At 60.6% G+C, this 26,081-nt stretch carries 24 protein-coding genes; 5 read left to right on the forward strand and 19 right to left on the reverse strand.

Annotated features, from left to right (window positions below):
* The first annotated feature begins 51 nt into the window (after positions 1-51).
* A complete protein-coding gene (locus tag GYN08_RS13900) occupies positions 52-246 on the forward strand; it encodes a helix-turn-helix transcriptional regulator (RefSeq protein WP_166275178.1) in 195 nt (64 codons plus the stop codon).
* A gap of 190 nt (positions 247-436) precedes the next feature.
* Here GYN08_RS13900 and GYN08_RS13905 read toward each other — a convergent pair whose 3' ends face one another.
* From GYN08_RS13905 to GYN08_RS13925, 5 genes are all read right to left on the reverse strand, one after another.
* Positions 437-937, reverse strand: a complete 501-nt coding sequence (locus GYN08_RS13905; RefSeq protein ID WP_166275180.1) for an SRPBCC domain-containing protein — start codon at positions 935-937, stop codon at positions 437-439.
* A 39-nt stretch (positions 938-976) separates the two neighbouring features.
* Positions 977-1,297: an ArsR/SmtB family transcription factor gene (locus tag GYN08_RS13910; RefSeq protein WP_166275182.1), complete on the reverse strand. Its 321-nt coding sequence runs from the start codon at positions 1,295-1,297 to the stop codon at positions 977-979.
* 334 nt (positions 1,298-1,631) lie between these two features.
* Positions 1,632-2,696 carry an LLM class flavin-dependent oxidoreductase gene (locus tag GYN08_RS13915; RefSeq protein WP_166275184.1) on the reverse strand — a complete coding sequence of 355 codons (1,065 nt, stop codon included), beginning with the start codon at positions 2,694-2,696 and terminating at the stop codon, positions 1,632-1,634.
* A gap of 135 nt (positions 2,697-2,831) precedes the next feature.
* Positions 2,832-3,113 carry a hypothetical protein gene (locus GYN08_RS13920; protein ID WP_166275186.1) on the reverse strand — a complete coding sequence of 94 codons (282 nt, stop codon included), beginning with the start codon at positions 3,111-3,113 and terminating at the stop codon, positions 2,832-2,834.
* Between the two features lie 393 nt (positions 3,114-3,506).
* Positions 3,507-3,758 (reverse strand): hypothetical protein, encoded by a 252-nt coding sequence (locus tag GYN08_RS13925; RefSeq protein ID WP_166275188.1) that lies wholly within the window; start codon positions 3,756-3,758, stop codon positions 3,507-3,509.
* A gap of 135 nt (positions 3,759-3,893) precedes the next feature.
* On the opposite strand from GYN08_RS13925, the gene GYN08_RS13930 reads away from it, so the two are divergent.
* Entirely contained in the window at positions 3,894-4,640 is a 747-nt protein-coding gene (locus tag GYN08_RS13930; protein ID WP_235946245.1) for a glucose 1-dehydrogenase, read from the forward strand.
* 128 nt (positions 4,641-4,768) lie between these two features.
* Here GYN08_RS13930 and GYN08_RS23495 read toward each other — a convergent pair whose 3' ends face one another.
* Positions 4,769-5,056, reverse strand: a complete 288-nt coding sequence (locus GYN08_RS23495) for a WGxxGxxG family protein (protein ID WP_206023747.1) — start codon at positions 5,054-5,056, stop codon at positions 4,769-4,771.
* A 198-nt stretch (positions 5,057-5,254) separates the two neighbouring features.
* On the opposite strand from GYN08_RS23495, the gene GYN08_RS13940 reads away from it, so the two are divergent.
* Together GYN08_RS13940 and GYN08_RS13945 are read left to right on the forward strand one after the other, a co-directional pair.
* Positions 5,255-6,184, forward strand: a complete 930-nt coding sequence (locus GYN08_RS13940; protein WP_166275190.1) for a prenyltransferase — start codon at positions 5,255-5,257, stop codon at positions 6,182-6,184.
* Between the two features lie 155 nt (positions 6,185-6,339).
* Complete coding sequence (locus tag GYN08_RS13945) at positions 6,340-7,257, forward strand: aldo/keto reductase (protein WP_166275192.1); 918 nt, start codon at positions 6,340-6,342, stop codon at positions 7,255-7,257.
* 186 nt (positions 7,258-7,443) lie between these two features.
* Here GYN08_RS13945 and GYN08_RS13950 read toward each other — a convergent pair whose 3' ends face one another.
* The 8 genes from GYN08_RS13950 to GYN08_RS13985 form a co-directional block, all read right to left on the reverse strand.
* Entirely contained in the window at positions 7,444-8,490 is a 1,047-nt protein-coding gene (locus tag GYN08_RS13950) for a glycosyltransferase (protein WP_166275195.1), read from the reverse strand.
* Positions 8,491-8,512: 22 nt separating this feature from the next.
* The gene (locus tag GYN08_RS13955; protein WP_166275197.1) at positions 8,513-9,112 is read right to left on the reverse strand and encodes a TVP38/TMEM64 family protein; all 600 of its coding nucleotides are present in this window, start codon (positions 9,110-9,112) and stop codon (positions 8,513-8,515) included.
* A gap of 24 nt (positions 9,113-9,136) precedes the next feature.
* Positions 9,137-10,336: a glycosyltransferase family 4 protein gene (locus tag GYN08_RS13960; protein ID WP_166275199.1), complete on the reverse strand. Its 1,200-nt coding sequence runs from the start codon at positions 10,334-10,336 to the stop codon at positions 9,137-9,139.
* A 427-nt stretch (positions 10,337-10,763) separates the two neighbouring features.
* Positions 10,764-11,903, reverse strand: a complete 1,140-nt coding sequence (locus tag GYN08_RS13965) for a glycerate kinase (protein WP_166275201.1) — start codon at positions 11,901-11,903, stop codon at positions 10,764-10,766.
* An 81-nt stretch (positions 11,904-11,984) separates the two neighbouring features.
* On the reverse strand, positions 11,985-12,959 hold the full coding sequence (locus GYN08_RS13970) for an aldo/keto reductase (protein ID WP_166275203.1): 975 nt from the start codon (positions 12,957-12,959) through the stop codon (positions 11,985-11,987).
* Between the two features lie 118 nt (positions 12,960-13,077).
* Positions 13,078-14,001: a pentapeptide repeat-containing protein gene (locus tag GYN08_RS13975; RefSeq protein WP_166275205.1), complete on the reverse strand. Its 924-nt coding sequence runs from the start codon at positions 13,999-14,001 to the stop codon at positions 13,078-13,080.
* Between the two features lie 177 nt (positions 14,002-14,178).
* Positions 14,179-14,523 (reverse strand): zinc ribbon domain-containing protein YjdM, encoded by a 345-nt coding sequence (locus tag GYN08_RS13980; protein WP_166275623.1) that lies wholly within the window; start codon positions 14,521-14,523, stop codon positions 14,179-14,181.
* A 116-nt stretch (positions 14,524-14,639) separates the two neighbouring features.
* Positions 14,640-15,890, reverse strand: a complete 1,251-nt coding sequence (locus GYN08_RS13985) for a Zn-dependent hydrolase (RefSeq protein ID WP_166275207.1) — start codon at positions 15,888-15,890, stop codon at positions 14,640-14,642.
* Between the two features lie 176 nt (positions 15,891-16,066).
* Between GYN08_RS13985 and GYN08_RS13990 the strand changes: the two genes are divergently transcribed.
* Positions 16,067-16,975 carry a diacylglycerol/lipid kinase family protein gene (locus tag GYN08_RS13990; protein WP_166275209.1) on the forward strand — a complete coding sequence of 303 codons (909 nt, stop codon included), beginning with the start codon at positions 16,067-16,069 and terminating at the stop codon, positions 16,973-16,975.
* Positions 16,976-17,748: 773 nt separating this feature from the next.
* Here GYN08_RS13990 and GYN08_RS13995 read toward each other — a convergent pair.
* From GYN08_RS13995 to GYN08_RS14015, 5 genes are all read right to left on the reverse strand, one after another.
* A complete protein-coding gene (locus GYN08_RS13995) occupies positions 17,749-19,014 on the reverse strand; it encodes a VWA domain-containing protein (RefSeq protein ID WP_166275625.1) in 1,266 nt (421 codons plus the stop codon).
* Positions 19,015-19,093: 79 nt separating this feature from the next.
* A complete protein-coding gene (locus GYN08_RS14000; RefSeq protein WP_166275211.1) occupies positions 19,094-21,499 on the reverse strand; it encodes a DUF5682 family protein in 2,406 nt (801 codons plus the stop codon).
* Positions 21,496-22,599 (reverse strand): AAA family ATPase, encoded by a 1,104-nt coding sequence (locus GYN08_RS14005; RefSeq protein WP_166275213.1) that lies wholly within the window; start codon positions 22,597-22,599, stop codon positions 21,496-21,498. Before GYN08_RS14005 ends, GYN08_RS14000 begins: the two co-directional genes overlap by 4 nt.
* Positions 22,600-22,710: 111 nt before the next feature.
* Positions 22,711-24,549 (reverse strand): HEAT repeat domain-containing protein, encoded by a 1,839-nt coding sequence (locus tag GYN08_RS14010; protein WP_166275215.1) that lies wholly within the window; start codon positions 24,547-24,549, stop codon positions 22,711-22,713.
* 79 nt (positions 24,550-24,628) lie between these two features.
* Positions 24,629-26,065 (reverse strand): SWIM zinc finger family protein, encoded by a 1,437-nt coding sequence (locus GYN08_RS14015; protein ID WP_166275217.1) that lies wholly within the window; start codon positions 26,063-26,065, stop codon positions 24,629-24,631.
* Positions 26,066-26,081: the final 16 nt, after the last annotated feature.

Genomic DNA, 26,081 nt, shown 5'->3' on the forward strand with positions numbered 1-26,081 from the left:
GACTTCGTTCCAGTGTCATATATAATGTACTTATAACAGCGGAGGCCCGTGATGAACAAAGTGAGAGTATACCGGGAAGCGGCCGGACTGACGCAGCTGCAGTTGGCCCGACAGGTCGAAGTGGCCCGGCAAACGATTAATCTGATCGAAAACGGCAAATGCAACCCTTCGCTCGATTTGTGCATCCGTTTGGCGAAAGCGCTCGGAACGGATCTCAATCGGTTATTTTGGGAGGATGACGCTTGATGGAAAAATTGATGAACCGAATGCTCGGCTTCACCACGTATCTGATCGGCAAGTCCAAGCTGAGCCAATGAGGTGGCACGCTCGGCCTGCCCAGGTCGCCCCTTTTTCGACCCAGCCGCATAAAAACATAAAAACGCCCGCCGGCGGATGCTGATCGCATCGTTCGGACGGGCGTTTTCGCTTTCTTTTCTTATCTCAAATATTCCTCCAACCGATCCCATGTTTCCCGAACGCCCTGCTCCATGCCCATTTCGATGACCGTCTTGAGCGACTCTTCCGAATCGTATTTCGTCCGCGCTTTGACGAGGGTTCCGCCGCCTTCCGCTTCTTCGAAGATCATCGTCACGTCGGACGGAGGCAGCTCCGCGTTGATGCCGCCCTCGGCGTCGGAGAAGTAATCGGTGTAGACGAAAAAGTTCGGCGCGTCGATCTCGCGGTAGACGCCTTTGCCCCACGATTCCATGCCGAAGAAATCTCCCTGGCTCTCGTCCCTGCATGTCATGCAGTAATGCCAGACGCCCTCGGGACGCAGATCGAGCGTGCAGGCGGTCAGCTCCCAGCCTCTAGGTCCCCACCAGTGCTTCAAGTGCTCGCACTGCGTGAACGCGGCGAACACTTTTTCCTTCGGCGCTTGGAATACCCGTTCCAGCACAAATTCCAATCCTTCGGTTCTTGCGGTCATTTCGGTCATATCGAATGCCTCCTCGGAATAGCGAAATGGGTGCAGCCGTCAATCTTCCATCGTCCGCAAATAATCGTCCAATCGATCGAAACGTTCGTTCCACAGCTCCCGGTAACCGGCCAACCAACTTTCCAGCTCCCGAAAAGGTTCGGGCCGCAGCCGATAATGTCGGCGGTTCGCCTCTGCCTCCACGTCCACCAAGCCCGCCTGCTGCAGCACCTTCAGATGCTTCGAAGCCTGCGGCTGCCGGATCTCCAGGCGTTCGGCAATCTGGCCTACCGTCAGCGGGCCGCCGCGCAGCAGCGACACGATCCGCATGCGGCTCGGTTCGGCCAGTGCCGCGAATACGGCTGTATGGTCTTCGTCCATATCGTTTTTGCGCGGCTCGGCGGATCGGCTCCTTTCCGGATTTATTCCGATTCCGAATGCCCAGCCCTTCCGAACCCGCGCAAGATCACCTCTTCCCCGGTTCTGTCGGATTGATTACGTCCAATATGACCGATTCGAATATTCCTGTAAAGGAATATTATGAAACAAACGAAAATATCGCGCTTGCGAGCGAACAACGCCAAAAGGCCCGCGCTGCGGGCGCGGGCCTGAACGGCTTTCATTTTCTTGTTCATGAACGTCCCCGTCCGATTCCGAGGATCGTCCGCGGTTCATGCCTCATAACGATCGCCGCCGGCCTGCGGGCCGCCTCGGCTTAGTCCGCCGGCTGTCCCGCCGCTTCCCAAGCCGCGATCTCTTCGCGCACGATCGGAGCGACTTTCGTGCCGAGCAGTTCCACCGAACGCAGCACGTCGTCGTGATTGCCCATCGTGCCGACCGGCGTGTGCAGCATGAAGCGGGTAATGCCGACTTTTTTGCGCAGATGGATGATCTTCTTCGCCACCGTCTCCGGGCTGCCTACGTACAGCGAACCTTCCGGCCCGCGCAGCGCGTCGTAACCCTGGCGGGTGTAAGGGCCCCAGCCGCGTTCCTTACCCAGCACCGTCATCGCGTACCGCATCGACGGGAAGAATTTATCCGCCGCTTCGTCGTCGCTCTCGCCGACGAAGCCGTGCGAGTGCGAAGCGACCGGCAGCAGCGAGGCGTCGTGTCCGCCGTGTTCGGCGGCGCGCTTGTACAGATCGACAAGCGGCGCGAACTGCGTCGGACGGCCGCCGATGATCGCCAGCACGAGCGGCAGATTCAGCAGTCCGGCGCGCACGACGGACTCCTGGTTGCCGCCGCTGCCGATCCAGATCGGCAGCTTCTCCTGCACCGGACGCGGATACACGCCCCGGCTCTTGATCGCCGGACGGTGTCCGCCTTTCCAATCGACGATTTCCGAAGCCTGGATCTGAAGCAGCAGTTCCAGCTTCTCGTCGAACAGCTCGTCGTAATCGTTCAAATCGTAGCCGAACAGCGGGAACGACTCGATGAACGAGCCGCGGCCCGCCATGATTTCCGCGCGGCCGTTCGAGATGGCGTCCACGGTCGAGAAGTCCTGGAACACGCGAACAGGGTCCGCCGAGGACAGCACCGTCACTGCGCTCGTCAGCCGGATTTTCTCCGTGCGGGCCGCGGCCGCGGCCAGAATGACCGCCGGCGCGGACGCCGCGTAATCGATCCGGTGATGCTCGCCCACGCCGAATACGTCGAGTCCCACTTTGTCCGCGAGCACGATTTCTTCGACCACTTGACGGATTCTTTCCGCGTGGCTGATCGTCGGTCCGTTTCCGTCCGCGGGCGTCGTTTCCACAAAAGTACTGATGCCGATTTCCATGATTGAATCTCCTTTTCGATAAGCCGATCATTCGAACAGCGGCTGTATATATTTATTAAAGTAAGTAACTATAATTATTTTATATACTCATTATCAGCCTTCCGTCCTGAAATTTCAAGTCTTTTTATGTAAAAGTCATGCGGAGATGCCGTAGGCGAAGAACAGATAGACCACCGGCAGAGCAAACAGCGCGAACACAATCACGATCAAACCGATCACAAGACGTTTTATCCCTTTTCGCCTTTCCGCATCTTCTTCGTTTTGCGGCCGGCCCTCCGGATCGCCCTCGACCTGCGCAGGCCCGCCGGGCCGATTCGAACCTTGGCGCTTCCCCTGCGGAATAAGCGAAGCCGCGGCGGCTCCGCGCAAGATGAAGACGAGGCCGACGATCAGCGCCGCAAGCATCAATAAAGTCATGATTCATCCTCCTATTTATTTCCGCGGCATTCTTTCATCATGCAAAAAGGATGCCGCTCCGGCACCCTTTGCGTATCGAGAAAACCCAACGTGACGAGAAGCGAGAAGACGGAGAGAGAAATTCAGTGAAGTACAGGCTTTCGTAGAAAGCCGCTTCGGAAGCATACGCTGACAGTGTTCGCCTTTGAAATCGAGAAAATTCCATCAAAATTCAATCCTTTTTCTCGATTTCAACACGCGACCTACAGCCTTTCGAAGAAAGGCACTTCGTAAGCATACACTAACGAATTTTTCTCGGAGTCTGCTCGCTTCCCGCGTCTACGTACCTTTCGAGGGCAACCTAAGGATGCCGCCCCGGCATCCTTTGCGTACGGGTAAGAAGTTTTCCTTTTATCAGAAAAGCGGGAACATGGACAATACCGCCGCGAAAAACAGAATCAGAATCGCTCCGGCAATCAGCAGAGCGACGCCGGCCGCAAAGTTTGCCGTTTTCTGACGGGCCGCCGCATCCGCGACCGCGCCGCCGCCGTGTTTCTTGTAAGGTTCGGGAACGGGAAGAAGCCCTTTTTTCACGTACATGATCCCCAGCAGTATCAACGCGATGCCCGGCAGCGCCAGAAACAACCATCCAAGCGGCATATCCATCACCCTTTCCTTTTTTATAAGTATATGTAAACCAAAACAGGCCCTGTCGCTTGCTTTTCGGCCCCGTTTCTTACGATCCTCTCAAGTTTTGGGTAAAAAAATAAGGAAGAAGCATTTTACGAGCAGAAAGGATGAATGAAATTGAGCAGACTGCAGGGTAAAACGGCTTTAATCACGGGCGGCGCTTCGGGTATCGGTCTCGCGTCCGGCATTCGTTTCGCGCAGGAGGGCGCCAACGTCGTCTTGACGGACATTTCCGATACGCGCAAAGACGATGCGGTATCGCAGGTGGAAGCGGCGGGCGGCAAAGCGGTCTTCCTCAAGCACGACGTGACGCTCGAAGAAGACTGGCAGCGCGTGTTCAAGGAAGCGGAAGAAGCGTTCGGACGGGTCGACATCTTGCTCAACAACGCCGGCATCGGGCTGCGGGGCAATGTCGAGGAGACGAGCTACGACGACTGGAAAAAGGTGATCGACGTCAACTTGAACGGGGTCTTCCTCGGCACCAAATACGGCGTTATCCATATGAAAGAGAACGGCGGCTCGATCATCAACGTCTCCTCCATCGAAGGATTGATCGGCGATCCCGGCATCGCCGCCTACAACGCCAGCAAAGGCGGCGTGCGCATCCTGACCAAGTCGGCCGCGCTGCATGCCGCCCAGTACAAGATCCGCGTCAACAGCATCCATCCCGGCTACATCAAGACGCCGATGATCGGCAGCGATCCGGAAGCGATGAAATACTTGACCTCGCTGCATCCGATCGGCCATCTCGGCGAAGCCGAAGACGTCGCCAACATGGCGCTGTTCCTCGCCTCGGAAGAATCGAAATTCTCGACCGGATCGGAGTTTGTGGTGGACGGCGGGTATACGGCGCAGTAGAGAAGCCTTTCCTGCCGGCAGCAAAAAGAACTTCGGCACTCAAGCCCAAAAAGCGTCTCCGCGGCCTATTCGCCGCAGAGACGCTTTTTCCCGATTTCTCGGAAGATCCGTTCAACTTTCAACCATTCTTAGCGGGTGACGCGAGTCGTTCTGTCGTCGTGATCGTTGTGTTTGCGGCGCAGACCGAGCAAACCCAGCAGACCAAGCAGACCGAGCAAGCCCCAAAGTCCGTTGTCTCCGTCGTCGTCGGTAGCTTCGTTCACGACATCGTCGGTCGTTTCTTCCACTTCTGCGGCAGCCGTGCTGTACGTCGTGCCGGCGGAAGCCGTCTCTGCGCCTTCCGCGAAGGCGGAGGCCGTACCGAAAGCGGACACAAGCATCAAGGCGAGAAACATCGTTCTGACTTTTGTCATCATGCGGGTAAGTCTCCCTTCTCAAGCTCGAATGGTATTCCCTTCTCTATATAACCCCTCCCAGATGAATGAATCTTTTATAAAATTCTGCTATTTTATATATTTTTCGCAGAAGCAAGCTTTCGGAAGGGCGATATTTGGTTCTCCGCTCTCTCGCAGGTGATATATAAAATAGACCCGATCCGGAAAGGAGCTGACCCCTTGTCCCATTTTGCCGTGTCCATTCTGAAAAACGGTCTTCACCTCATGCGTCCCGCCGCGGTCGGCGCTTCGAGCGTCGTGATCATTTTCTCCGGCATGTATCCGCTGTTTCTCGATCCCGCCGTTCCGGCCGCCCATGCGCTGACAACCGCGATGCTGCTGCTGGTCGGCTGCCTGCTCATCCACGGCCTGCTGACGCACGCGCTGAACGATTACACGGATTACCGTTCCGGCACGGACGACCGCAGTCCCGCCATGCTGTCCGGCGGAAGCCGCGTGATCCAGAATGGCCGCATGACGCCCGAAGCCGTCGGCCGGTTCGGCTTCGGGCTGGCCGCCGTCCTGCTGGCCTCCGCGATTCTCCTAATCGCGTTCGGTCAGGCGCGGCTCGCCGTTCTGCTGCTGATCGGCATATGGGGCGCCGTCTCCTATTCGGCGCCGCCGCTGCGGTTGGCCTATATCCCGTTCGCGGGCGAATGGCTGAGCACCTTTCCTTCCACCTTCGCGCTGGGACTGGGCGGAGCGTGGCTGCTGCTCGGCGGCCTGCCGGACTGGGCCGTGCAGAACGCCTGGATCAACGCCGTGTACTGCATCGCCTGGGTGATGGTGCATCACATTCCCGACCTGGAGGCGGATCGGCAGGCTTCTCCGGTTAAGCGGACAAGCGTCGTCTGGGCAGCCGACCGCTTCGGCCCCGCCTTCGCCCGCCTTCCGGCCGTCGCGTATTTCGCGCTCATCGGACTGTCCGCGATCTGGCTCGCCTGGTCGGGACGCTGGGCCGGGGCGGCCGGCATTCTCGTCGCAGCCGCCCTGTCCGTCTATTGGCTGGCGAAGGTCGACGTACGCGATGCGGCGGCGGTAACGGCCTGCGAGAAAAAAATGCTGCTGACGGCGATCGTGCTGGCGGTGTGGCTGGGCATTTTCCATTGATCACATAAGCATAAAATCACGTAAAACTTTCTGTTCGCCTTGAAAACGTTTTATTTATGTGTCAGAATTGGTTTGTTTGAGTAATTAACGTCCTTAAAGTAACGAACCTTCGGCCCCAAGCCGATATCCGCCAAATACGAGGAGGAATACGAATCATGAGAACGATCAAGCTCGGAACAAGCAATCTCGACGTACCCGTAGTCGCTGTCGGCTGCATGCGCATCGACTCGCTCGACAAAAAGGAAGCGGAAACGTTCGTGCAGACGGCGCTGGACGAAGGAGCCAACTTCTTCGACCATGCGGACATCTACGGCGGCGGAAAGTGCGAGGAAATCTTCGCCGACGCGGTACATATGAGCCCGTCCGTGCGCGAGAAGCTGATTCTTCAGTCCAAGTGCGGCATCCGCCAGGGACAATTCGATTTCTCCAAAGAACATATTCTGTCGTCCGTCGACGGCATCCTGAAGCGGCTGAACACGGAATACCTCGACGTCCTGCTGCTGCACCGTCCGGACGCGCTCGTCGAGCCGGAAGAAGTGGCCGAAGCGTTCGATCAATTGGAATCTTCCGGCAAAGTCCGCCACTTCGGCGTGTCCAACCAGAAGCCGATGCAGATCGAGCTGCTGAAAAAGTACGTGAAGCAGCCGCTCGTCGCCAACCAGCTTCAGCTGAGCATCACGAACGCCAACATGATCTCGAACGGCGTCAACGTCAACATGCTGATCGACGAATCCGTCGACCGCGACGGCAGCATTCTCGATTACTGCCGCCTGCACGACATCACGATCCAGCCTTGGTCGCCGTTCCAGTACGGGTTCTTCGAAGGCGTGTTCCTGGACAACGAGAAGTTCCCGGAACTGAATGCGGAGATCGATAAGGTGGCGGAAGCCCACGGCGTAAGCAACACGACGATCGCGATCGCCTGGCTGCTCCGCCATCCGGCCAACATGCAGCCGGTTACGGGCACGATGAACGTTCAGCGTATCAAAGACTGCATCAAGGCGAGCGAAGTGAAGCTGTCCCGCGAAGAATGGTACGGCATCTACCGCGCGGCGGGCAACAAGCTGCCGTAAGCTGCCGAATAGGGTGGAATGCAGCCCTGCTGCGCCCCTTCGAATGACCAAAGACAAAAAGAACCTCTGCCGTTCCATCCGCGTATTCGAGAATACGCGGACAGAACGCCGCAGAGGTTCTTTTTTGATGCGTATCCGAGTCTTGGGCTTGAATACGGTCCCGATCGGAGTACGGGTTCCGTTATCTCAAAGCTCCGGCCGCAGAATCTGCGCCTGGAGCTTTTCCGGTCCGCCGCTGTGCAGAGCCATTCCGTACAATTCCGCCAGCCTTCGGCCGACCGCGTCCAAATCGAGTCCCAGCGCCAGCTTGCGTCCGTTCTCGGTCAAGTCCGGCAGCGAGCGCTCCGTAATCCCGCGGATGCCCCGCTCGAACTTATCCAGGCTTCGGCCTTTGTACACCGTCCCGCCGTCTTCCAGCCAGTCGGCGTAGATCGGCAGGTCGCGCACCAACACGGGAATGCCTGCGGCCAAAGCTTCCAGCAGCACGATGCCTTCCGTTTCTTCGTGCGTCGCGAACAGGAACAAATCGCTGCCGCAGTAAGCGTCGCGCAGCTCGTCCCGGCTCACGTAGCCCGGAAAGTGCAGGTTCGGCAGCTTCGTTTCGACGGCTTCGCGAATTTTGGCGGGAACCATATAAAGCGGCGTGTAGCCGAACCAATAAAATTGATGATCCGGCATCCGGCGCGCCAGCTCGACGAAGTCCAGGACGCCTTTGCGCTCGATGTAATGGCCGACCGACAGCACGACCTTCGCGTCGTCGGCCAGATCGTGCTTGCGGCGAAATCTCCGTCCCGCTTCCGCGTCGGGCGCGAAAAAGGCGCTGTCCACCCCGTTCGACAGGCTGACGATCGGGTTTTTCACGCCGTAGCCCTGGATCAGACCTTTTGCGTATTCCGTCGGGGTAATGAGCAGATCGGCGCTGCGGTAGCAGCGCATGATCCAGCGCTTGAACAGCGGCGCCGCCAGATTGGAGCCGATGAACGAATTGCGGAAATCTTCCATCGTGGAGTGGGCGTGGTAAACGACTTTTTTTCCCTGCCGCTTCGCCCTCCGCGCCATGCGCAGGGAGTCGGGAAAAATGGTGTTCAAGTGCGCGATATCGTAGCCTTCCCGTTCGTCCATCGTGTAATCGATCCCCAGCCGTTCCAGCGCTTCGCGCTGATGGCGCACAGCCTCGCCGACTCCGCTGCGGCTGACGGTGTTGAGCGACCCGCCGTACAACAATATTTTCATGCGTTTCTTCCTTCCCTTCCGGTCAAACGATTCCGAACAGTCTCGCCAAATAAGTGATGGCCGCGCTTAAGCCGAAGCTGTAGGCCGCGATCGCCAGCGGCTTGCCGAGCAGGATGATCGTCGTGAAGCGGCGAAACGTCATCTTCGTCGTTCCCGCCAGGTAGCACAGGAAGTCATCCGGCGCGATCGGCATAAAAATCCCGACGGCGAACAAGTTATTGAAACGCCGCCCTTCCGTCCAATGCTTGTATTTCGCCTGCAGTTTCGGGCTGAACATGCTCTCGATAATCGGCTTCCCGTATCGGCGCGCCAGCAGGAAGGCGGCCAGGGAACCGAGGCAGATCCCCACGTAATTGTAGATAAAACCGGCAATCGGGCCGAAGACCAGCACGCCGGCCACGCAGCCGATTCCGCCGGGAAGAATCGGAATGACGACCTGAACCGCCTGGAACAGCACGAAAATGAGCGGCGCCCATACGCCGAAGCCGGCCAAGAACGCCTCCAGCGCTTCCTGCGAGCGGAAGATCCCGGTGTAGAAGCCGTAAACGATGCAGGCTGCGCAGGCGGCAAGGCCCGCGGCGGTCGAAGCGTTCATCATATGGCGGATCGAAAAAAGCTTCATGGTCGGTTCCCCCGATTCTTCGTGTTATTTGATCGCGGCTTTGGTGGCGGCCGGCAGGAATAAACGGCTCGGCTGCGGACTGTAAGCGGCGACGGCGCGGGCATACAATTGTTCCGCGCTCGCGGCGAAAGCCGAGGACGAATATCGCTCCAGAGCGGTGCGGCGCGCATTTCGGCCGAGCTCGGCCAGCAGTCCGCTGTCGCGGCACGCCGAGGCCAGCGCCTCTTCGAACTGCTCGAACGATTCGTACTGCCATCCGTTGACTCCGGTGTCCACGACCCCCTTCAAGCAGTCGTCCCGGCGGCACAATACCGGCAGTCCCGACGCCATCGCTTCGATGTAAGTCAGCCCCTGCGTCTCGCTGTTCGAAGCGCTGACGAACAACTCTCCCAGCCGGTAGTAATCGGCCACTTCGCCCGGTTGGACCATTCCCGCGAACACGACCCGGTCGCCGAGGCCCAGCTCCGCGGCATAACGCTCGAGCGCGTGCCGGTGCGGACCGTCTCCGACAATCAGCAGCTTCAATCCGGGATACCGGCATTCCGACGTAAAGCGCAAAATTTCTTCGAGATTTTTTTCCTTCGCCAATCGTCCTACCGAGACCAGTACAAGATCTTTTTCGGTCAACCCCAGGTTTTTTCTAAGAAGCAGGCGACGTTCCGGCGGAAGTTCCGCCCGGAACTGCTCCAGATCGACGCCTGTCGGCACGACCTGGATATCGCCCGGTACGCCGTAACCCGTCAGCAGGCTGTGTACCTTCTCCGTCGGCGCCACGACGCACTGCACGCGCTTCAACGTATTCCGGGAGAACCAGGCCACCGCGGCTCTTCCCCAGGTCCGGCTCGGCGAGAAGTAATGAGTATAATCTTCGTAGACCGTATGATAAGTGTGAACGATCGGGATTTGCAATGTCCCGGCTATGTACCTTGCCATGCGAAACGTACTGAACTCGCACTGCGAATGGACCACGTCCGGCTGCCAGTCCAGCAGCGGCTGCAGCTCCCTGCGATGCACCCGCAGCGCGGTGCGGACGCCGGGATACAGCGCTTTGACGGAGCCGATATAAGTAATGCCGTCCTGCACAAACGAATGCCCGTTCGGCGAGAGGGTCAGAATGCGCACTTCGTGCCCGTTCCGCTCCAATTCGCTCTGTAAATTGACCACCGAGGTGACGACTCCGTTGATGATCGGCCTGTAGCATTCGGTCGTAATCAAAATTTTCATACCTGTCCCTCGATTTCGATTGAATTTTGACCGGTGGGAATGCCCTCTATCATACCATCTGTTCTTAAAATACATTCGAATTCCGGATTAAACAATCCTAAACAATTGTTAACATATTCGTACGCCGTGTTTTTTTCTTTCTCTATGAACGCTCGCACCCCCGTCTCCCCCTGCAGTAAAACGAAAAAAATCGTCTTGGGAGAAGACGATTCCCGAATTTTTTGTTACTTAGAAGACGCCGCATCATCCGACAACGTTACGGGCTTTCGGGACGGCACCGCAAACTTCGCTCCCCGGCGCGGCGGGGGAATCCGCGCAGAACGAAAAAACCTCCGCCTTGAATGGCAGAGGTTGCTCGGAAGTCGTTCTTGCTGCGGCCGCTTTCGCTCGGACCTTCCTTTTTCCCGTATGACCGGAGGCTGAATTTCTAGGTTTCGGACGCCTGCCGGATCGCGCGGCAGATGTTCTGCGCGGCAAAAGCCAGGTTGGCTCTGCCCTCCTGCAGCGCTTGCTCAAGGGAACCGGCTTCCCGAAGGATGCCGATTACGGCCGTGAATCCGCAGTCGTACAGTTCTTCGGCGCCTTCCCCGATCCGGCCGGCAAAAGCGATAACCGGAATCCCGAGTTCCCGGGCGGCATCCGCCACGCCGTAGGGCGTCTTGCCGAAGCGGGTCTGACGATCGATCGACCCTTCGCCCGTAAACACGTAGTCGGCTCCTTTCATTTGTTCCTTCAAAGCCGTATACTCGATGACCAGCTCGACTCCGCGTTTCAATTCCGCATCCAGAAAAGCCAGAAGCCCGGCTCCCAATCCGCCTGCCGCTCCCGCTCCGGCCGCTTTCGATACGTCGCGTCCGGTCTGTTCGAAAATAACGTCCGCATAACGCGACAAGCCGCGGTCCAGTTCCTCGACCATTTCGGGCGAGGCGCCTTTTTGCGGGCCGAACACGCGGGAAGCGCCGTTCGTCCCGGTCAGCGGGTTGGTCACGTCGCAGGCGACTTCTACACGCGTATCCCGCAGCCGGACATCGAGCCCAGACACGTCGATACGCCGTAGACGGTTCAGCGCGCCTCCGCCGAAGGAAAGCTCGCGGCCTTCCTCGTCCGTCAGCGATACGCCCAGCGCCTGCAGCATGCCCGCTCCGCCGTCGTTGGTCACGCTGCCTCCGATTCCCATCAGGACATGACGGGCTCCCCGGTCCAGCGCATCCCGAATCAGCTCGCCCGTACCGTAAGTGGTCGTGAGCAGCGGATCGCGATCCTGCGGCTTCACCAGATGAATGCCGCTCGCGCTGGCCATCTCGATAATTGCCGTTTGTCCGTCGCCGGACAATCCGTATTCCGCGTCGACCGGGGTGCCCAGCGGGCCGGTCACGCGAAGCCGGATCATGCGGCCTCCCGTGTAGTCGACCAGCGATTCGACCGTTCCTTCTCCGCCGTCCGCCATCGGCGCCATGACGCACTCGGCATCCGGAAACACCTGCTTGATGCCGCTGCGCATCGCTTCGGCGGCTTCTTTGGCCGTCATGCTCTCTTTGAACGAATCGGGCGCCAACACAAATTTCATCGCCATCTTCCTCTCCCGGAACTTAACGGCACAGACAAGGCCGGGTCTATTCGTCGCGCCGGCCGAGCGGTTCAAGACCTTTTACGTCAGCCGGTATACCGCAAAAGGCTCGCCCGACCGGAAAGGCTCGCTGACCGCGTCCAGCCGTTCCAGCAAAGCGGCGTCCGGTTCGAAGGTGACGCTTTCGAGGTTGGCTTCCACCTGCTCCGGCCGGGTGGCGCCCACGATGACCGTCGAGACGGCCGGACGGCGCATCAGCCAAGCCAACGACAGGACGCCCGGCGTCGTGCCGGCTTCCGCCGCAAGTTCGCTCACCTGCCGGCCCAATTCCAGATAGCGGTCGCTCAAGAAGCGGCGGAAGTTGGGATCGGTTTCGGCTCTCGAACCGGCCGGCGCCGCTTCTTCGCCGCCGTATTTGCCGCTCAGAATGCCGCCCGCGAGCGGAAAATACGGGATGATGCCGACGCCCTGGTCGAGGCACATCGGAATCAGCTCGTTTTCCGGCGTGCGGTCCGCGAGCGAATAGCAGGTCTGGCTGGAAATGTAGCGGACAAAGCCTTCGCGCTCGCTGATGCCGAGCGCCTTCATGAATTCCCAGGCGGCGTAGTTCGATGCGCCGATATAGCGGACTTTGCCCGAGGAAACGAAATCGTCCAGCGTGCGCAGCGTCTCTTCCAGCGGCGTATACGGATCGAACGTATGGATCTGATACAGATCGACGTAGTCCGTGTTCAGCCGCTTCAAGCTTTCTTCCAGCTCCCGCCGCAGATGGCGGCGCGACGAGCCGCGCTCGTCCGGCGCTTCGCCGCGCGGCAGACCGGCCTTGGTCGTCAGCACGACCCCGTCGCGGCGGCCTTCCAGCGCTTTCCCGATAATCCGCTCCGACTCCGTGCCGGCATAGATGTTCGCCGTGTCGACGAAGTTGACGCCGCCGTCCAGCGCGGCGTGAATGACGCGGATCGAAGTCTCCTCGTCGACTCTCTTGCCGAACGCGTTGGTGCCGAGTCCGAGCCGAGAGACCCACAGCCCGCTGTTTCCGAGACGATTATGTTTCATGGTTCAACCAACCTCCCGATCAAAAAGTAGGAAAACGGCGTTCGCGCCGCATATCGGCGGTTAGCGCCGCTTCGCAAAAGCAAAAGCATCGGCAAAGCCGAAACGTTCGGCGCCGGATTCAGCCGGCGGCCGTCCAATGGCCCGGGCGCTCGAGGCCCGGCGGCAGAATCGTCGACGCGTCGCCTCTGGCCGCGTTCACCTGGACCTGCGTCAGGAACAGGGCGCCGGTGAGGTCGGCGCCCCGCAGATCGGCGTCGCGGAAATCCGCGCCGATCAGATCCGCTTCGCGCAGGTCCGCATCGCGGAGATCCGCCGCGATCAAATAGGCGCCGCGCAGGTTCGCGGCGCGCAGATCCTCGCCGCGCAGGTCGGCGCCCACGAGGTCGGCGCCCCGGCCGACGGCCGGTCTGCGGCCTTTGCGGCCGCCCTTTCGCGCGGGCTTCGCTCCGCGCGAAGGCTCTTCGCCGCGCGCAGCCCGGCGGCGCAGCGCCTCGGCGCGAACGAGCTCGCTGCCTTCGAGCAGCAGCTCGTTCACCTTCGCGCGCTGCGCGGAGACGCTCAGCGCAAGCAGAGCGTCGGGTTCAAGCTCCGTGAGGCGCCGGGTGTCGGCGAGCTCCTCGCGGAGCCGGGGGTGGAGCTTCGAGGCCGCCGGGCGGCCGAGCAGCTCTTCCAAGTACACCATCAGTTCGTGCAGCTGCCAGACGACGGGCAGCACGGCGAACATGGCGCGCGCCGTCTCCGGACGCTCGCGCCAGCTTACCCCTCCGAACGTCTGCTGCGATACTTTTTGCCCCGCCCCGAAGCAGTCGTAGACCGTGCAGCCCCGGAAGCCGCTGCCGCGCAGCTTCGTATGAATGCCGCAGCGGAAATCTTCCCGCAGGTTGCGGCACGGTTCCCCCGCCGCTTTGTCGATCGCGAAATCGACCGAGGCCGCGAACGGCAGGGCGGCGCAGCAGAGGCCGAAGCAGTTTTCGCAGTCGCCTCTGTAGCGGCTGCGGTAATCGGGCGAAGCCCCGTCCGCTTTTATCGAATCGTCCTTCATCGGTAAAGTCCTCCAAATTCCTCGTTCTTTATCGTTTGTTGTTCGGATGCTATTCGCCTTCTATCTTATTCGCCTTCTATCTTACCGCCAACGTCCTTCGCGGAACAAATCTTTTTGCGCACGACAAAAGGACCGGCTCTTGTCCGGTCCCTGCCTATCCCAAACGCCGTCGCTTCGTTAAGCCTTCCGCACGAACTCCGATTTCAATTTCATCGCGCCGAAGCCGTCGATCTTGCAGTCGATATCGTGATCGCCGTCGACCAAGCGGATATTTTTGACCTTGGTGCCGATCTTCAGCACGGAAGAGCTTCCTTTGACTTTCAGGTCTTTGATCACCGTGACGGAATCGCCGTCCCGCAGCTCGTTGCCGTTGGCGTCGCGCACGACTTTCGCGCTGTCCGCGCCGTCGCCCGCCTCCGCTCCCGGCATCCATTCGTGGGCGCATTCCGGGCACACGAGCAGGCTGCCGTCTTCGTAAGTATAAGCGGACCCGCAGGACGGGCAGTTAGGCAGTTCGTTCATTCGATTCATTCCCCGTTTCTTCTTATCTTAAGCGTACGTTCTTCTTATGGTGCCATGCCAACCGTCTTTCTTCAAGGCGGAAAAACGAATATCTTCCGACGGTTCGCAGGCCGAGTTTATTCCGCTTCCGTCAGCGCTCTGGCCGTATCGTATAAAATTTCCACCGCCCGCGCGAGATCGCCCGCGTCCGACCACTCTGCCGGATGGTGGCTGATCCCGCCGCGGCTCGGAACGAACAGCATGCCGACATCGGTATAATCGGAAAAGATCATCGCATCGTGCCCCGCCCCGCTGTTCATCGGGCGGTACGCGATGCCGCGCTCCCTGCTGCCCGCTTCAAGCAGCGCTATCACCGTGCCGCTCATCCGTTTGGGCCGGATGTACAGCTGACGCTCGATCTCCACCTCGATGCCGTTTCCTGCCGCCGAGTTCGCCAGCGCTTCCGCTTTTTCCAATATGCCGAGCACGTCTTCCTCGCGCCCCGCGCGCAGATCGGCGGTAAACACGACTTTGTCCGGAATGACGTTCGCCCCGTTCGGATACACGTTCAGGCGTCCGATCGTCGCGACCGTGCCGTTCCCCTGTTCCTCGGCCAGTTCCGGCAGCTTCGCCACGATCTTCGAAGCGGCTGCCAGCGCGTCCGCGCGGCGATCCATCGGCGTCGTACCGGCGTGCCCGGCTCTGCCTTTTACCGTCACCTGGATCTGGGTCAGCCCGACGATCGCTTCCACGATGCCGATCGGAATGCCCTCTTCCTCCAGAATCGGCCCCTGTTCGATATGCAGCTCCAAAAATGCCTTGATGTCGGCCGCTTCCCGTTTCCCGGGCAGCGCCGGATCAAGCCCGATCGCCCGCATCGCCTCCACCGTCGCGATTCCGTCTTTGTCCTTGGTCGCCGCAAACTCCTCCGCGCTTACGATGCCGAGCATGGCGCGCGAGCCGAGCAGCCCGCCGATAAAGCGCCCGCCTTCTTCCTCGATCATGGCCACCGCTTCGAGCGGATACTTGGGCTTCAAGCCGTTTTCCCGGAACAGTCTCGCGACTTCCAGCCCCGCGACCACGCCCGCCGGTCCGTCATAAGAGCCGCCGTTCGGCACCGAGTCGAAGTGGGAACCGACCAGCACGGCGGGCGCGCCCTCGATCGCTCCTTCGAGTCTGCCGAAAATATTGCCGAAGCCGTCCTCGCGGACATGGAGTCCGTATTCGGTCATCACCCGCTTGATATAATCGCGCGCTTGACGGTCCTGCTCGCTGAAAGTCAGCCGGGTCGTTCCTTCTCCGGGCGTCGCCGTGAATTCGCCGATCGCCTCGATATGCCGCTCGATGCGCTGCCGCAGTTCGCCTGTTTGCTCTCTTTTTCCGCTCATTGTCTCGCTCCTTCTCCTGGCTTCGTAATGGGACGCTGTTTCGTCATGCCCATTGTACCCGATTTTTCCGACGCTTTTTTCGGCTGCCGCCTCTTTCGCGCGCCGCACGCCCTTTTTCTGGGTAAAAGGGAAGTAGCAAGCACATCCATTTCCTATCAGAACGGGGGCAGCATTTCGTGAAGCAGGCCATGATTATTATCAATCCTTCGTCCGGCAAAGAGCTGGCGCTTGAATACCTCCGTAAAGTCGAAGACATTTTGCGCGAAGAAGCCGGTTACGACGTGGTCGTCAACGAGACGACCAAAGAACTCGACGCGACCAACTTCTGCATCGACGCCTGTAAGCAGGAATTCGATCTCGTCGTCTCCATCGGCGGAGACGGCACGCTGCACGAGACGATCAACGGGCTGCTCGACCAGAAGCATCGTCCGAAGCTCGGCGTCGTGCCGCTCGGCACGGTGAACGATTTCGCCCGGGCGCTGCATATTCCGCTCGATCCCGAGCAGGCGATCCATACGCTGACTTCTTCGCGGCTGCGCCGCGTCGATATGGCCCGCATCAACGACCAGCTGTTCGCCAACGTGGTCGCCGCCGGCTCGCTCGCCGATGCGCTCTCGTCCGTTACCTCGGAAGACAAGTCGAAGTTCGGCGCTTTCGCTTACTTCCGGGAAGGCGCCAAAGAACTGCTGGGCAGCTCCGTTTCGCCGCTGTCCATCACGCACGACGGCGGCACATGGGAAGGCGACGCGCCGATCTTCATTGCCGCCCTGACCAACTCCGTGGGCGGTTTCGAAAATCTGGCGCCGGATGCCGAGGTCGACGACGGCCTGCTGCACTGCTTCATTCTGCACGACCTGAACTTTTTCAATACGCTGACGGCGGGCGTATCGCTGCTTCTGGGCAATCTCAAGGGACACAAGGATGTCGAGTATTTCACGACCAAGCGCGTCAGCGTCACGTCGACGGAACCCGTCAAGACCAACGTGGACGGCGAGCCGGGACCCGCGCTGCCGATCGAGCTGCATATTCTGCCTTCGCATGTGCAGGTCATCGTGCCGGAAGACGCGGAGCCGGAAGACGAATAAGTCGGGATCGGGGCGACGAAGGAGCACTTGCCTGCAAGTAAATTTCGTGCGCCGATTCCAAATAACTGCGAAAGAGCACTTATTCAGCTCAAAAACGATTGTTTTAAGAAAATAACTGCGTGAGAGCAGCTATTTGATCGTTAAGCTCTCTTTTCGCGTGCTTTTTTGCAAAATAGCTGCTCTGGTGCAGTTATTTCTCGCAATCAGACGTGCAAAGCGCAAATAACTGCTTATACGCAGTTATTTGTGCAGAACGGCGAACAATTCCTTCCGGCCTAGCGAAGCGGTGAAGCAAGGTGACGAAGCGGGTGCTTCCGAGCGCCGACATGCGCGCAGGCAAAAGAAACCGGGCTCTCCGATTTAGAGAGCCCGGTTTCTCGAACCAAAAAAGGCTTCGCCCGGCAAGGGCAAAGCCTTTTTTGCGTACGGAATAAGGCGTGCCGCAAGCCCAACTTCCGGTGCTCGGCGCCTCAGCCGCAGGACGTTCGCTCTGCAGGACATGCAGTCCGCAGGATATTCAATATGCGGAATGTGCACCGCGGAATGTGTATCGCGGGATGTACGTCGCGGGATGGGCGTCGCGGGATGTACATTGCGGGATGGGCGTCGCAGGATCGGTAATCCGGCGGCAGGCGGGTAGGACGCGCCGGATTTTCGCTTTCGGCGCATCCGGCTCCGCCGCCTCGGAGCCGCGACCGTCCGCCGTCCCGTCAAACTCGCAAGCTTCCTCGAACAGCCTCTCTCGAACGGCCGCTTTCCGACATTTTTTCCGATCAGCCTTTTTCCGACGTCAGCTTTTTCGCCAAGGCGCTCATGTCCTGCCCCTGAAGCGCGCCCGCCACCAGCTCCGGCAGCATGCCCGGCGTGCAGGCGAAGCACGGCGTACCGTCACGGGAGAGCAGCCGCGCCAGCCGCTCGTCGTAGAACGGACGACCGCCGTCGGAGAGCGCCAGCAGGCACAGCGTGCGCACGCCCGATTCGCGCATTTCGCGCATCCGGCGCACCAGCGCCGCCTGATTGCCGCCTTCGTACAGGTCGGTGATCATGATGAACAGCGTTTTCTTGGGGTCTTCGATAAAGTTCTCGCAGTACGCGACCGACTTGTTGATGTCGGTTCCGCCGCCGAGCTGGATGCCGAACAGCATGTCGACGGGGTCGTCGGCGCACTGCTCCGTCAGATCGACCACTTCCGTATCGAATACGACGACCCGCGTGTCCAGCGCCGGCATGCTGGCGAAGATCGCGCCCGTTACCGACGCCCAAATGACCGACTCGGCCATCGAGCCGCTCTGGTCGATATCGAGGATGACCGTCCATTCTTTGCTGCGCCGAGCTCGGTCGAAGTAATAAAACCGCTCGGGAATGATCATTTTCCGTTCCATATCGTAATGTTTCAGATTCCGCTGGATCGTCCGCTTCCAGTCGAGTCCGCTGAGCGAAGGCAGCGGCGTATGCTGGCGTTTGTTCAAGGCGCCCGTCACGGCTCGCCGCATATCTTCCTTCATGCGCGCCATCAGCTCGTCCACGACGGCTTTGACCAGCATGCGGGCCGTATCCTTCGTTTTCTCCGGAATTTTGCCTTTGAGCGCCATCAACGTCCCGACCATTTGAATGTCCGGCTTGACGGAAGACAGCAGTTCCGGCTCGAACAGCAGCTGCTTCCAGCCCCGCCGCTCGATCGCGTCATTCTGAATGATCGAGACGACATCCTCCGAGAACAGATTGCGTACGTCGCCGAGCCAGCGGGACAGATTGACCGAACCTCTTCCGCTGCCCGCGCCGCGTCCCCCGCCGCTGCTGCCGGAACCTTTTCCCGAGCCGCCTACGGAAGTTCCCTGGCTGCCGTCCGTATCGTCGTAGATCGCCGCCAGCGCCGCATCCATGATCGCTTCTTCTTCCGTCAAGCGCAGGCCGCCCGGCCCGTTCATGCTTTCGAGATGCTTTTCGGCGGCTTCGCCCAAGATCAAGCGCCAGCGGGAAACGGAATGCGCCTGCTGTTTGCTATCCTCGGCCTCGTTCGATTCGTTCGCGTCGTACATGCTGTTCATATCGTTCGCCCCGCTCGCGTCGTTCACGCCATTCGTCTCGTTGCCGCTATTATCGAATGTATTCGCCATATTAAAAGTCTCCAAAGTCGAAATCGTTCAATTCGTCCAGCATCTTGTCTTCTTCCCCCTTCAGATCCCCGGTCAGGATCTCCGCGGCTTGCTCCGCGTTCACGCCCCACAGTTCGCCCATCGTCTCGGCGATCATCGTTTTCTCGTGTGCAGAGAACGAGCTGAACGCGCGGCGCAGGAACACGAGCGCGCGTTTGAATTCGTCGTCGTCCAGCGAATTGATATATTCGTTAAGCTGCGACCACAAGCTCATCCGAGACAGCAGCGCATAACGGTTGCGCATGGACAGTCCTTCGAACCAACCCGCTCCGAGATCCGACGGGATGCCGGGAGACAACCGCCGCGACACTTCGGCGGCGCATTGTTCGGCGCTCATCTCGCCGCGTTCGAGCAGCAGGGCGCAGGCGAAGCCCGACAGCTTCGGATTGCGGTCGTCGCGTTCGGACAGCTCGCTCAGTTCGCGCGACCAGAGCGCCGTGTCCACGGCATCGTCGTGTTCTTGGGCGATCTTGTTGAGATCGCTCATGGCGGCGATCATGCCGTAGGCCGCTTCGTCGCTGCAGTTCGCCGCGTCGGACAAATACAGGCAGCCGCGGAAAAACAGCTGCTCCAGCAGCGGCACGAGCGGCGCCGTATCCGCTCGCCGAATGTCGCCATAAGCGACGATGCCCGACAGCCGGGCAGCCGCGGCCGAGATCTGCGCCGTGTCGCGGCTGTCCGCCGCCAGGCTCTGCAGCACGCGGCGCCCGTCTTCCATCTGCGCGGTCATGCCGCAGCGTACGGCCGTGTCGATCAGCGCGGACGCCTCCGCTATGGAGGTGCAGGCTTCCAGTTTTTCTCGCAATCGATGCGCGCAGGCGATCTCGATCGTCTCGCCGAGCAGCGTCGATTCCACGACGCGGATTTCCGCTTCCGGCGTCCATTGGACGATCCAATCTTCGGCCCAAACGGCCCGTTCCGGACCTGCCTGCCTGGAGCGCACGAACGGAATTTCCAGCAGCTCCAGCCGGTGGAACAGAAAGGAACGGTTCAAGTCGAGATAAGCGGCTTCCTGCGACGAGACGCGGCGATTCTCCCGCAGATCGAGCGACAGGTCCGCCGCGACCGCCGTTTTGTATTTGGTCAGCTTGAGCCTTTTGAGCTCCCGGTTCAGGTCGTCCTGCAGCGGCGTTTGGCTGACGCCTTCGGCCAGGCTGCCGATCTCCGTTCCTACGTCGACCCGAACCAGCGCTTCGGCGACCACCGACAGCTCGCCCCGGCCCAGCAGCGTCTGCGCCGCGTCGCGAAGTTCCAGCAGCGTCGGCGCGCTGCCTCCGTGCAGCGAAGCCAGTCCTTCGGCCAGCCGCACCGCTTCGATGACTTCGGCGGTCGACCGATGCGTCCCGGAAGCCCGAAGCGTACGCGCCGCCGTCGACAGGTACAATCGAGGAAGCTCGTCGGGATTTCCCGATTCCATGGCTTCCCACATCATCTGGTAATAATGCGGGGCATTGTTGCCCGCGCCGTAGCCGGACAGGCTGGACAGCCGGTAATACGAATACGGCATCAGCGTCAGCTTGGAGCTGCGCGAAGGCAGCGCCTCGAACTCCGCGTCGGTCATCGCGCCTTCGAGCGGGTTCTCCAGTACCGCCGCATGATAAGCGCCGCAGACGACCACGATCTTCGCCGGATCGTGTCCGGCTTCGATCACTTTCAGGATCTGCCGGCGCATATAGGCTTCGCGCACGTAATTGTACGCGTGTTCCTCCGGCTGCTCCGACCGCTCGCGCTCTTCTCCCAGCTCGCGCATTTGCGCCGAAAAAGCGAGGATCGAGTCGCGGTATGCGTCCGGGTTGGCATTGTGCTCGTAGTGACGTTCCCAGTACGTCTCGTAATCGTGTTCGCCGGCCAGCTCCGCGATCCGTTCGTAGATCGATCGGGAAACTTCGCCGGCCTCAAGCTCTTCGGCCCCCTCCGGCTCGGCCGCCGCGTTCGGCGACGCATTCGCTGCAGGTTCCGCTTCCTCGGCAGGCTCCGCTTCGTCCGTCTCGCGTCGCCCGCCGCGATCTTCCGAATCGCCCCGCCGCAGATGCTGCAGCGCAAGCGCCGCGCCGGAAGGCAGGTCGATCAGCTGACAAAGCGCGCCGCGCTTCGACGCCCACCGCATCGCTTGAAGCTCGGGCGAGTAGACCGCGAACGGCCATAATGCCGTTCGCACCGGCATCTCGTCCGTGAACGCCAGCACCGCGACCGGCGGCACGGTCGTCGGCTGCACCAGGTCGCCGATCATGCCGCTCGCGTCCGACGGCCCTTCGATCAGCACCGCCGTCGGCTTAATCCGGTCCAAATAATCGAGAAGATGGCAGGCACCGCCGGGGGACAGGTGCCGGACGCCGAAGACGGACACTTTGACGTCCGCCGCCTTCACTCGTTCATCTCCCTGCACGCCTGATACAGCCCGCGCCACTCCGATCCCCGTTTCTTCATGACGTTGTCCAGATATTCTTTCCAGACGAGCTTGTCTTTGTCGTCGTCCTTGACGATCGCGCCCTGAAGCCCGGCCGCCAGGTCTTCGTCCGTCATCTCTCCGCTGCCGAAGCTTGCGGCCAGCGCCATGCTGTTGGTCAGCAGCGAGATCGCTTCCGCCGTCGAAATGACGCCGCCCGGCGACTTCAACTTCTCCTTGCGGTCGAGCGTCATGCCGCTGCGCAGTTCCCGGAAGATGGTGACCACCTTAAGCAGCGCTTCGTCGGCCGGAGGAGCCGCCTGCAGCTGATACGAAGCGGCGATCTCGCCGACCCGCTTCTTGACGATGGACAGCTCCGTCTCCAGGTCCGACGGCGCGGGCAGCACGATAATGTTGAAGCGGCGCTTAAGGGCCGCCGACATCTCGTTGACCCCGCGGTCGCGCGTGTTCGCCGTCGCGATGATCGAGAAGCCTTTGCGCGCGCTCGTCTCGCTGCCGAGTTCCGGCACCGAGACCGTCTTCTCGGACAGGATGGAGATCAGCGCGTCCTGCACTTCGGACGCGCAGCGCGAAATTTCCTCGAACCGGGCCACGCTTCCGCCTTCCATGGCGCGCATGATCGGGCTGCGCACCAGCGCTTCCGGCGTCGGGCCGTTCGCCAGCAGCATCGCGTAGTTCCACGAATAGCGCACCTGCTCTTCGCTCGTGCCCGCCGTTCCCTGCACGACGAGGCCGGAATTGCCGCTGACGGCAGCCGTCAAATTTTCGGACAGCCACGATTTGGCCGTGCCCGGCTCGCCGATCAGCAGCAGCGCGCGGTCCGTCACGAGCGTGGCGATGGCCATCTCGACGAGACGTCTGTTGCCTATGTATTTGGGCGTGATGTCCAGCTTGCCGGCTTTCCCTCCGGTAATGTAGGTCAGCACGGCTTTCGGCGACATCTGCCAGCCGGGCGGCACGACTCCTTTGTCTTCCTTTTTCAGCGCCTCGATTTCCTGTTGATACAGAAGCTCGGCGGGCAGGCGCATCGCGTCCTGCTCTTTCGTCTTGGCTGCGGCCATGGCTCATTCTCCTCTCGATTTGCGATCGTCTAACGCGAAAAACGGAATGCGGCGGCTCCGAAGCGTCCCGGCAGTCGAATCCCCCCGGAACGGCCGGGCTGCCGCGGCGGTTTAGTTTGCCGATTCGGCGCGCCGCCGGAGCGAATGCACGATCTCTTGCATCGTTTCCTTGACGTATTCGGTACGGGCTTCCTTCGCCAGCGGCTCCAGACGGTCCGCCGCCGAGCCTGCCAAGCGGTCCGGAATGCGCAGCAGAAGCTCGGATTCGTCGCGGTAGACGCTGTAGGTTTTTTTCCAGTCCTTCCGTTCCATCCAGCGCATCAGCAGTTCGTACTTGGTGTCTTCGTCGAATCCTCCCTGGTCGAGCGCCGTGAAGATGTAGTCCGCGTAATAATTGTTGCTCGAACGCTCGATCTGCTGTTCCAGGTACGGCAGCAGCTTCGGTTCGCCCGGAACGGCCATCGCCGCTACCAGTTCCAGTTCGTTGCGGTCGATCAGCCAGCCCAGCCAGCGGCGGTCCCATTCCGCTTCCACCCGTTCCCGGGGCAGGCGCTTGCGGACATAGCCTTCGTAGGCGTACACTTCCTCCCGCAGCGTCTCGATCAGCTTCTTCTGAATCTGCTGCGCTTTTTTGGAGACGGCTTCGCGCAGGCGGCCGCGGCCCGTTCCGGCGTAGCGGTCGTACAGCTCGGACGCGGGACGCAGCCGTTTGGTCGCATGGAAAGCAAACTGCAGATACAGCGGGTCCCGTTCTTCCAGCGCCTGCAGCACGGCCAAAGCTTCGTCGGTGTCCGCGTCTTCCAAATATCCCGCGGCCTGGTTCATTACGCGCAGATGTTCCGAGAAATCGAGACGGCCGAGCGAAGGATAATCCTGTTCGCTCGCGGCCATGTCCAGGAACAAACGCTCCAGCTCCGGATGTTTGGCATGCCGGAAAGCGATCGTGAACGGCTCCAGCTCTTTCCACAGCTTATCCTTGCTTTTCCGGTCGTCTTCGCCGGCATGCTCCCTGCGCAGGCGCTCCTCGTACAGCGGAACGAGGCGCGCGATCATGTCCGCCGAAGGAGCCGCGCCGATCGCTTCGGCCGCGGGCACCGCGTCCTTGCCCGTGAACGCTTCGTACAGACGGTCGCGCGCCGCGGAAGAATCGCGGACGGCCAGCGCCGCCAGCGCTCCTTCGCGCACGGATTTCTTTTTGTCCAGCGACCATTCCAGCAGCCGCTCCTCGAAGTCCGGATGGGAGCCCAGACAGGCGATCGCCGCGGCGCGCACCTTGTCCGCTCCTTCTTCGGCCGCCGCCACCAACCGTTCGAGCGAACGCTTGTCGTCCGGATCGACGCCCAATCGACGCACGACTTCCAGCCGGCGCTCTTCCTCGCGGCCGCCCTGCATGTTCAGTCCTTCGAGCAGATAGGGCACGATCGCCCTGCCGTAGGAAGGCAGGATGTAACGAACGGCGTAGTCCGCCAATTCCGAGTAAGAATCGTTCAACGCTTTGACGGCAAAAGGGAACAGCCGCAGGTCGCGGAACAAGCCCTGCTGGTACGCCGACGTCACGATTTCGTAGCGGCCTCCGCCCGAAGTGGACAGCGCGTTTTGCACTTCCGCGAGCTGGCGGTAGGAATGCGAAGCGGTCAGCTCCGCCAGACCCGCGCTCTCCGGCTTTTCTTCCGTCACGCCTTCGGCGGCCGTACGGCCCTGCGTCGACAGCACGGAATTCAGCAGCAGCGACACGTCCTGCAGCTTCGCCGCGCGCGCTTCCGGCTCCGACGGTCCCGTCAGCGCCGCCACGTCCTCGGCCATCCGCTTGAACACCGGCGCCCGTTCTCCGAGCTGCGCCAGCTTGGGCTCCAGCTTTTTCAGGCGAAAATCTTCAGCGGCCAGATCGCTGCCCGCGATGTACAGGCGTCGCAGTTCGCCTTGAAGTTCCTGCAGCAAAGTCGTACTCATTATCGTTTGCTCCTCCCTTGTATTCGAATTCGGACAAGGTCCGATTTCCGGTTCGATCTTCTCTCGCGCGGCGCGTCTCTCAATACAGCAGGCGCATAATCCGGTCGCCCTGAATCAGCGTCAGCGGCTGGGCGACCAGCTGTCCCGTATCCATCCGATGCTCGAACATCGCCAGCACCGCGCAGTCGTCCAGCAGGGAAGGATCGACCAGGGGGAGCAGCGGCGTCGTCGGCTGCGGAAGCCGGTAGATGTCTCCGAGCTCCAGCGCGGCGCCGGATTCGTCGACCAGCGCGAAGGCTCCGGCTTCCGTCCGGGCGATGCGCGAAGCTTTCAGCAGCACGACCGGGGAACGGTCGGCCAGCGGATCTTTAAGCTGATTCTTCACGGCTTTGACCGCTTCGGCGATCGACGCCGACGCCGCGGAACGAACCGACTCGTAATCGGCTTCCGCCGCCTCACGCGGCAGCATGCCTTCGAAGCGCACGCGGGCGTTCATGCCGCCGGGATAGCGGTACAGTTCGGCGATCTTCGCCACGCTGAAGAAGCTGTCTTCCTCTTTCATGTGCTTGGCCGCCTTGAACGGGCGGTACTGCACGGTGCGATGGACCCGTTCTCTGCCGAGTTCCAGCCAGAAACCGGTGTCGACGAACTCTTTGCGAGCTTCGTCCCGATAGCTGTAAAACGCAAGCTGCAGCAGCTCCGCGTTTTCGGTGACGCGCCCGGCTTCCTTCAGCTCCGACAGCTGCCAGGCGCGCCCCAGCCATTCCTCGATCGTCGATTCGGCGTCGGGCGCAAGTTCCGGGTCTTCCTGTTTGGCCTGCAGATAAGCGCGCCCTTTTTTGATAAAAGCGTTCAGCAGAGTCAGCTGCTCCGCCGCGTATGTATAACCCTGTTCGCGGTCGCCCTGCTCCAGCAGCAGCGCCAGCCGGCGAAGTTCGTTTTCCGCCCCGGTCAAATAGCTGCCGCCAAGCCGTTTGGCATGGTCGTTCAGATCCTTGACCGTCCGCGCGTTCGTCGTTCCCAACCCGCCGCGTACCAGCGAGAGCACGATTTTCTCGAGTTCGTCCAGCGCTTCGAGCTGCTGCCCGATCTTCTTTTTGAGCGCCGCTTTGTTGACCTTCTTCGGCTTGGCCGGCGCGTCTTCGGACGCTTTTTTCGCCTTGGTCTCCTCGCGCTTTTCGGCCTTCTCCCGCTTGGATGCGACGTCTTCCGGAACGGATGCCTTCTCGAACGCCGTTCCGTCCGCATAGGCGTACATCAGGCCGAGCGCGTGCTTGCACGGAAATTGGCGGCTCGGGCAGCTGCAGCGCGATACCGGATTGTCCGGCGTCACGAAGTCGACCGAGCAGACATAGTTCGATTTGCCGCTGCCGGAACATTCGCCGAACAGCAGATTGCCTTCCTCGGAGATGTTCAGTTTGACGAATTTGTTCTTCTGAACCAGCCCTCGGCCGTTCTTGACGGCGGCGGCGTTCGGAGCGAGCGAATCGATATAAGATGCGGTCAGTTCAAGCATTACAGCGCCTCCTTGC

Source organism: Saccharibacillus alkalitolerans (assembly GCF_011090185.1).
GTDB classification, from domain to species: domain Bacteria; phylum Bacillota; class Bacilli; order Paenibacillales; family Paenibacillaceae; genus Saccharibacillus; species Saccharibacillus alkalitolerans.

Bases quoted from the DNA above. Each gene is read 5' to 3' on its own strand.
- GYN08_RS13915 (WP_166275184.1), bottom strand. From the start codon at position 2,696: ATGGAAATCGGCATCAGTACTTTTGTGGAAACGACGCCCGCGGACGGA.
- GYN08_RS13980 (WP_166275623.1), bottom strand. From the start codon at position 14,523: ATGAACGAACTGCCTAACTGCCCGTCCTGCGGGTCCGCTTATACTTAC.
- GYN08_RS13975 (WP_166275205.1), bottom strand. From the start codon at position 14,001: ATGAAGGACGATTCGATAAAAGCGGACGGGGCTTCGCCCGATTACCGC.
- GYN08_RS14010 (WP_166275215.1), bottom strand. From the start codon at position 24,549: ATGAGTACGACTTTGCTGCAGGAACTTCAAGGCGAACTGCGACGCCTG.
- GYN08_RS13920 (WP_166275186.1), bottom strand. From the start codon at position 3,113: ATGACTTTATTGATGCTTGCGGCGCTGATCGTCGGCCTCGTCTTCATC.
- GYN08_RS13910 (WP_166275182.1), bottom strand. From the start codon at position 1,297: ATGGACGAAGACCATACAGCCGTATTCGCGGCACTGGCCGAACCGAGC.
- GYN08_RS13905 (WP_166275180.1), bottom strand. From the start codon at position 937: ATGACCGAAATGACCGCAAGAACCGAAGGATTGGAATTTGTGCTGGAA.
- GYN08_RS13985 (WP_166275207.1), bottom strand. From the start codon at position 15,890: ATGAGCGGAAAAAGAGAGCAAACAGGCGAACTGCGGCAGCGCATCGAG.
- GYN08_RS13925 (WP_166275188.1), bottom strand. From the start codon at position 3,758: ATGGATATGCCGCTTGGATGGTTGTTTCTGGCGCTGCCGGGCATCGCG.
- GYN08_RS13960 (WP_166275199.1), bottom strand. From the start codon at position 10,336: ATGAAAATTTTGATTACGACCGAATGCTACAGGCCGATCATCAACGGA.
- GYN08_RS13955 (WP_166275197.1), bottom strand. From the start codon at position 9,112: ATGAAGCTTTTTTCGATCCGCCATATGATGAACGCTTCGACCGCCGCG.
- GYN08_RS13945 (WP_166275192.1), top strand. From the start codon at position 6,340: ATGAGAACGATCAAGCTCGGAACAAGCAATCTCGACGTACCCGTAGTC.
- GYN08_RS23495 (WP_206023747.1), bottom strand. From the start codon at position 5,056: ATGATGACAAAAGTCAGAACGATGTTTCTCGCCTTGATGCTTGTGTCC.
- GYN08_RS13965 (WP_166275201.1), bottom strand. From the start codon at position 11,903: ATGAAATTTGTGTTGGCGCCCGATTCGTTCAAAGAGAGCATGACGGCC.
- GYN08_RS13900 (WP_166275178.1), top strand. From the start codon at position 52: ATGAACAAAGTGAGAGTATACCGGGAAGCGGCCGGACTGACGCAGCTG.
- GYN08_RS13970 (WP_166275203.1), bottom strand. From the start codon at position 12,959: ATGAAACATAATCGTCTCGGAAACAGCGGGCTGTGGGTCTCTCGGCTC.
- GYN08_RS14015 (WP_166275217.1), bottom strand. From the start codon at position 26,065: ATGCTTGAACTGACCGCATCTTATATCGATTCGCTCGCTCCGAACGCC.
- GYN08_RS13950 (WP_166275195.1), bottom strand. From the start codon at position 8,490: ATGAAAATATTGTTGTACGGCGGGTCGCTCAACACCGTCAGCCGCAGC.
- GYN08_RS13930 (WP_235946245.1), top strand. From the start codon at position 3,894: ATGAAATTGAGCAGACTGCAGGGTAAAACGGCTTTAATCACGGGCGGC.
- GYN08_RS13995 (WP_166275625.1), bottom strand. From the start codon at position 19,014: ATGTACGACGCGAACGAATCGAACGAGGCCGAGGATAGCAAACAGCAG.
- GYN08_RS14005 (WP_166275213.1), bottom strand. From the start codon at position 22,599: ATGGCCGCAGCCAAGACGAAAGAGCAGGACGCGATGCGCCTGCCCGCC.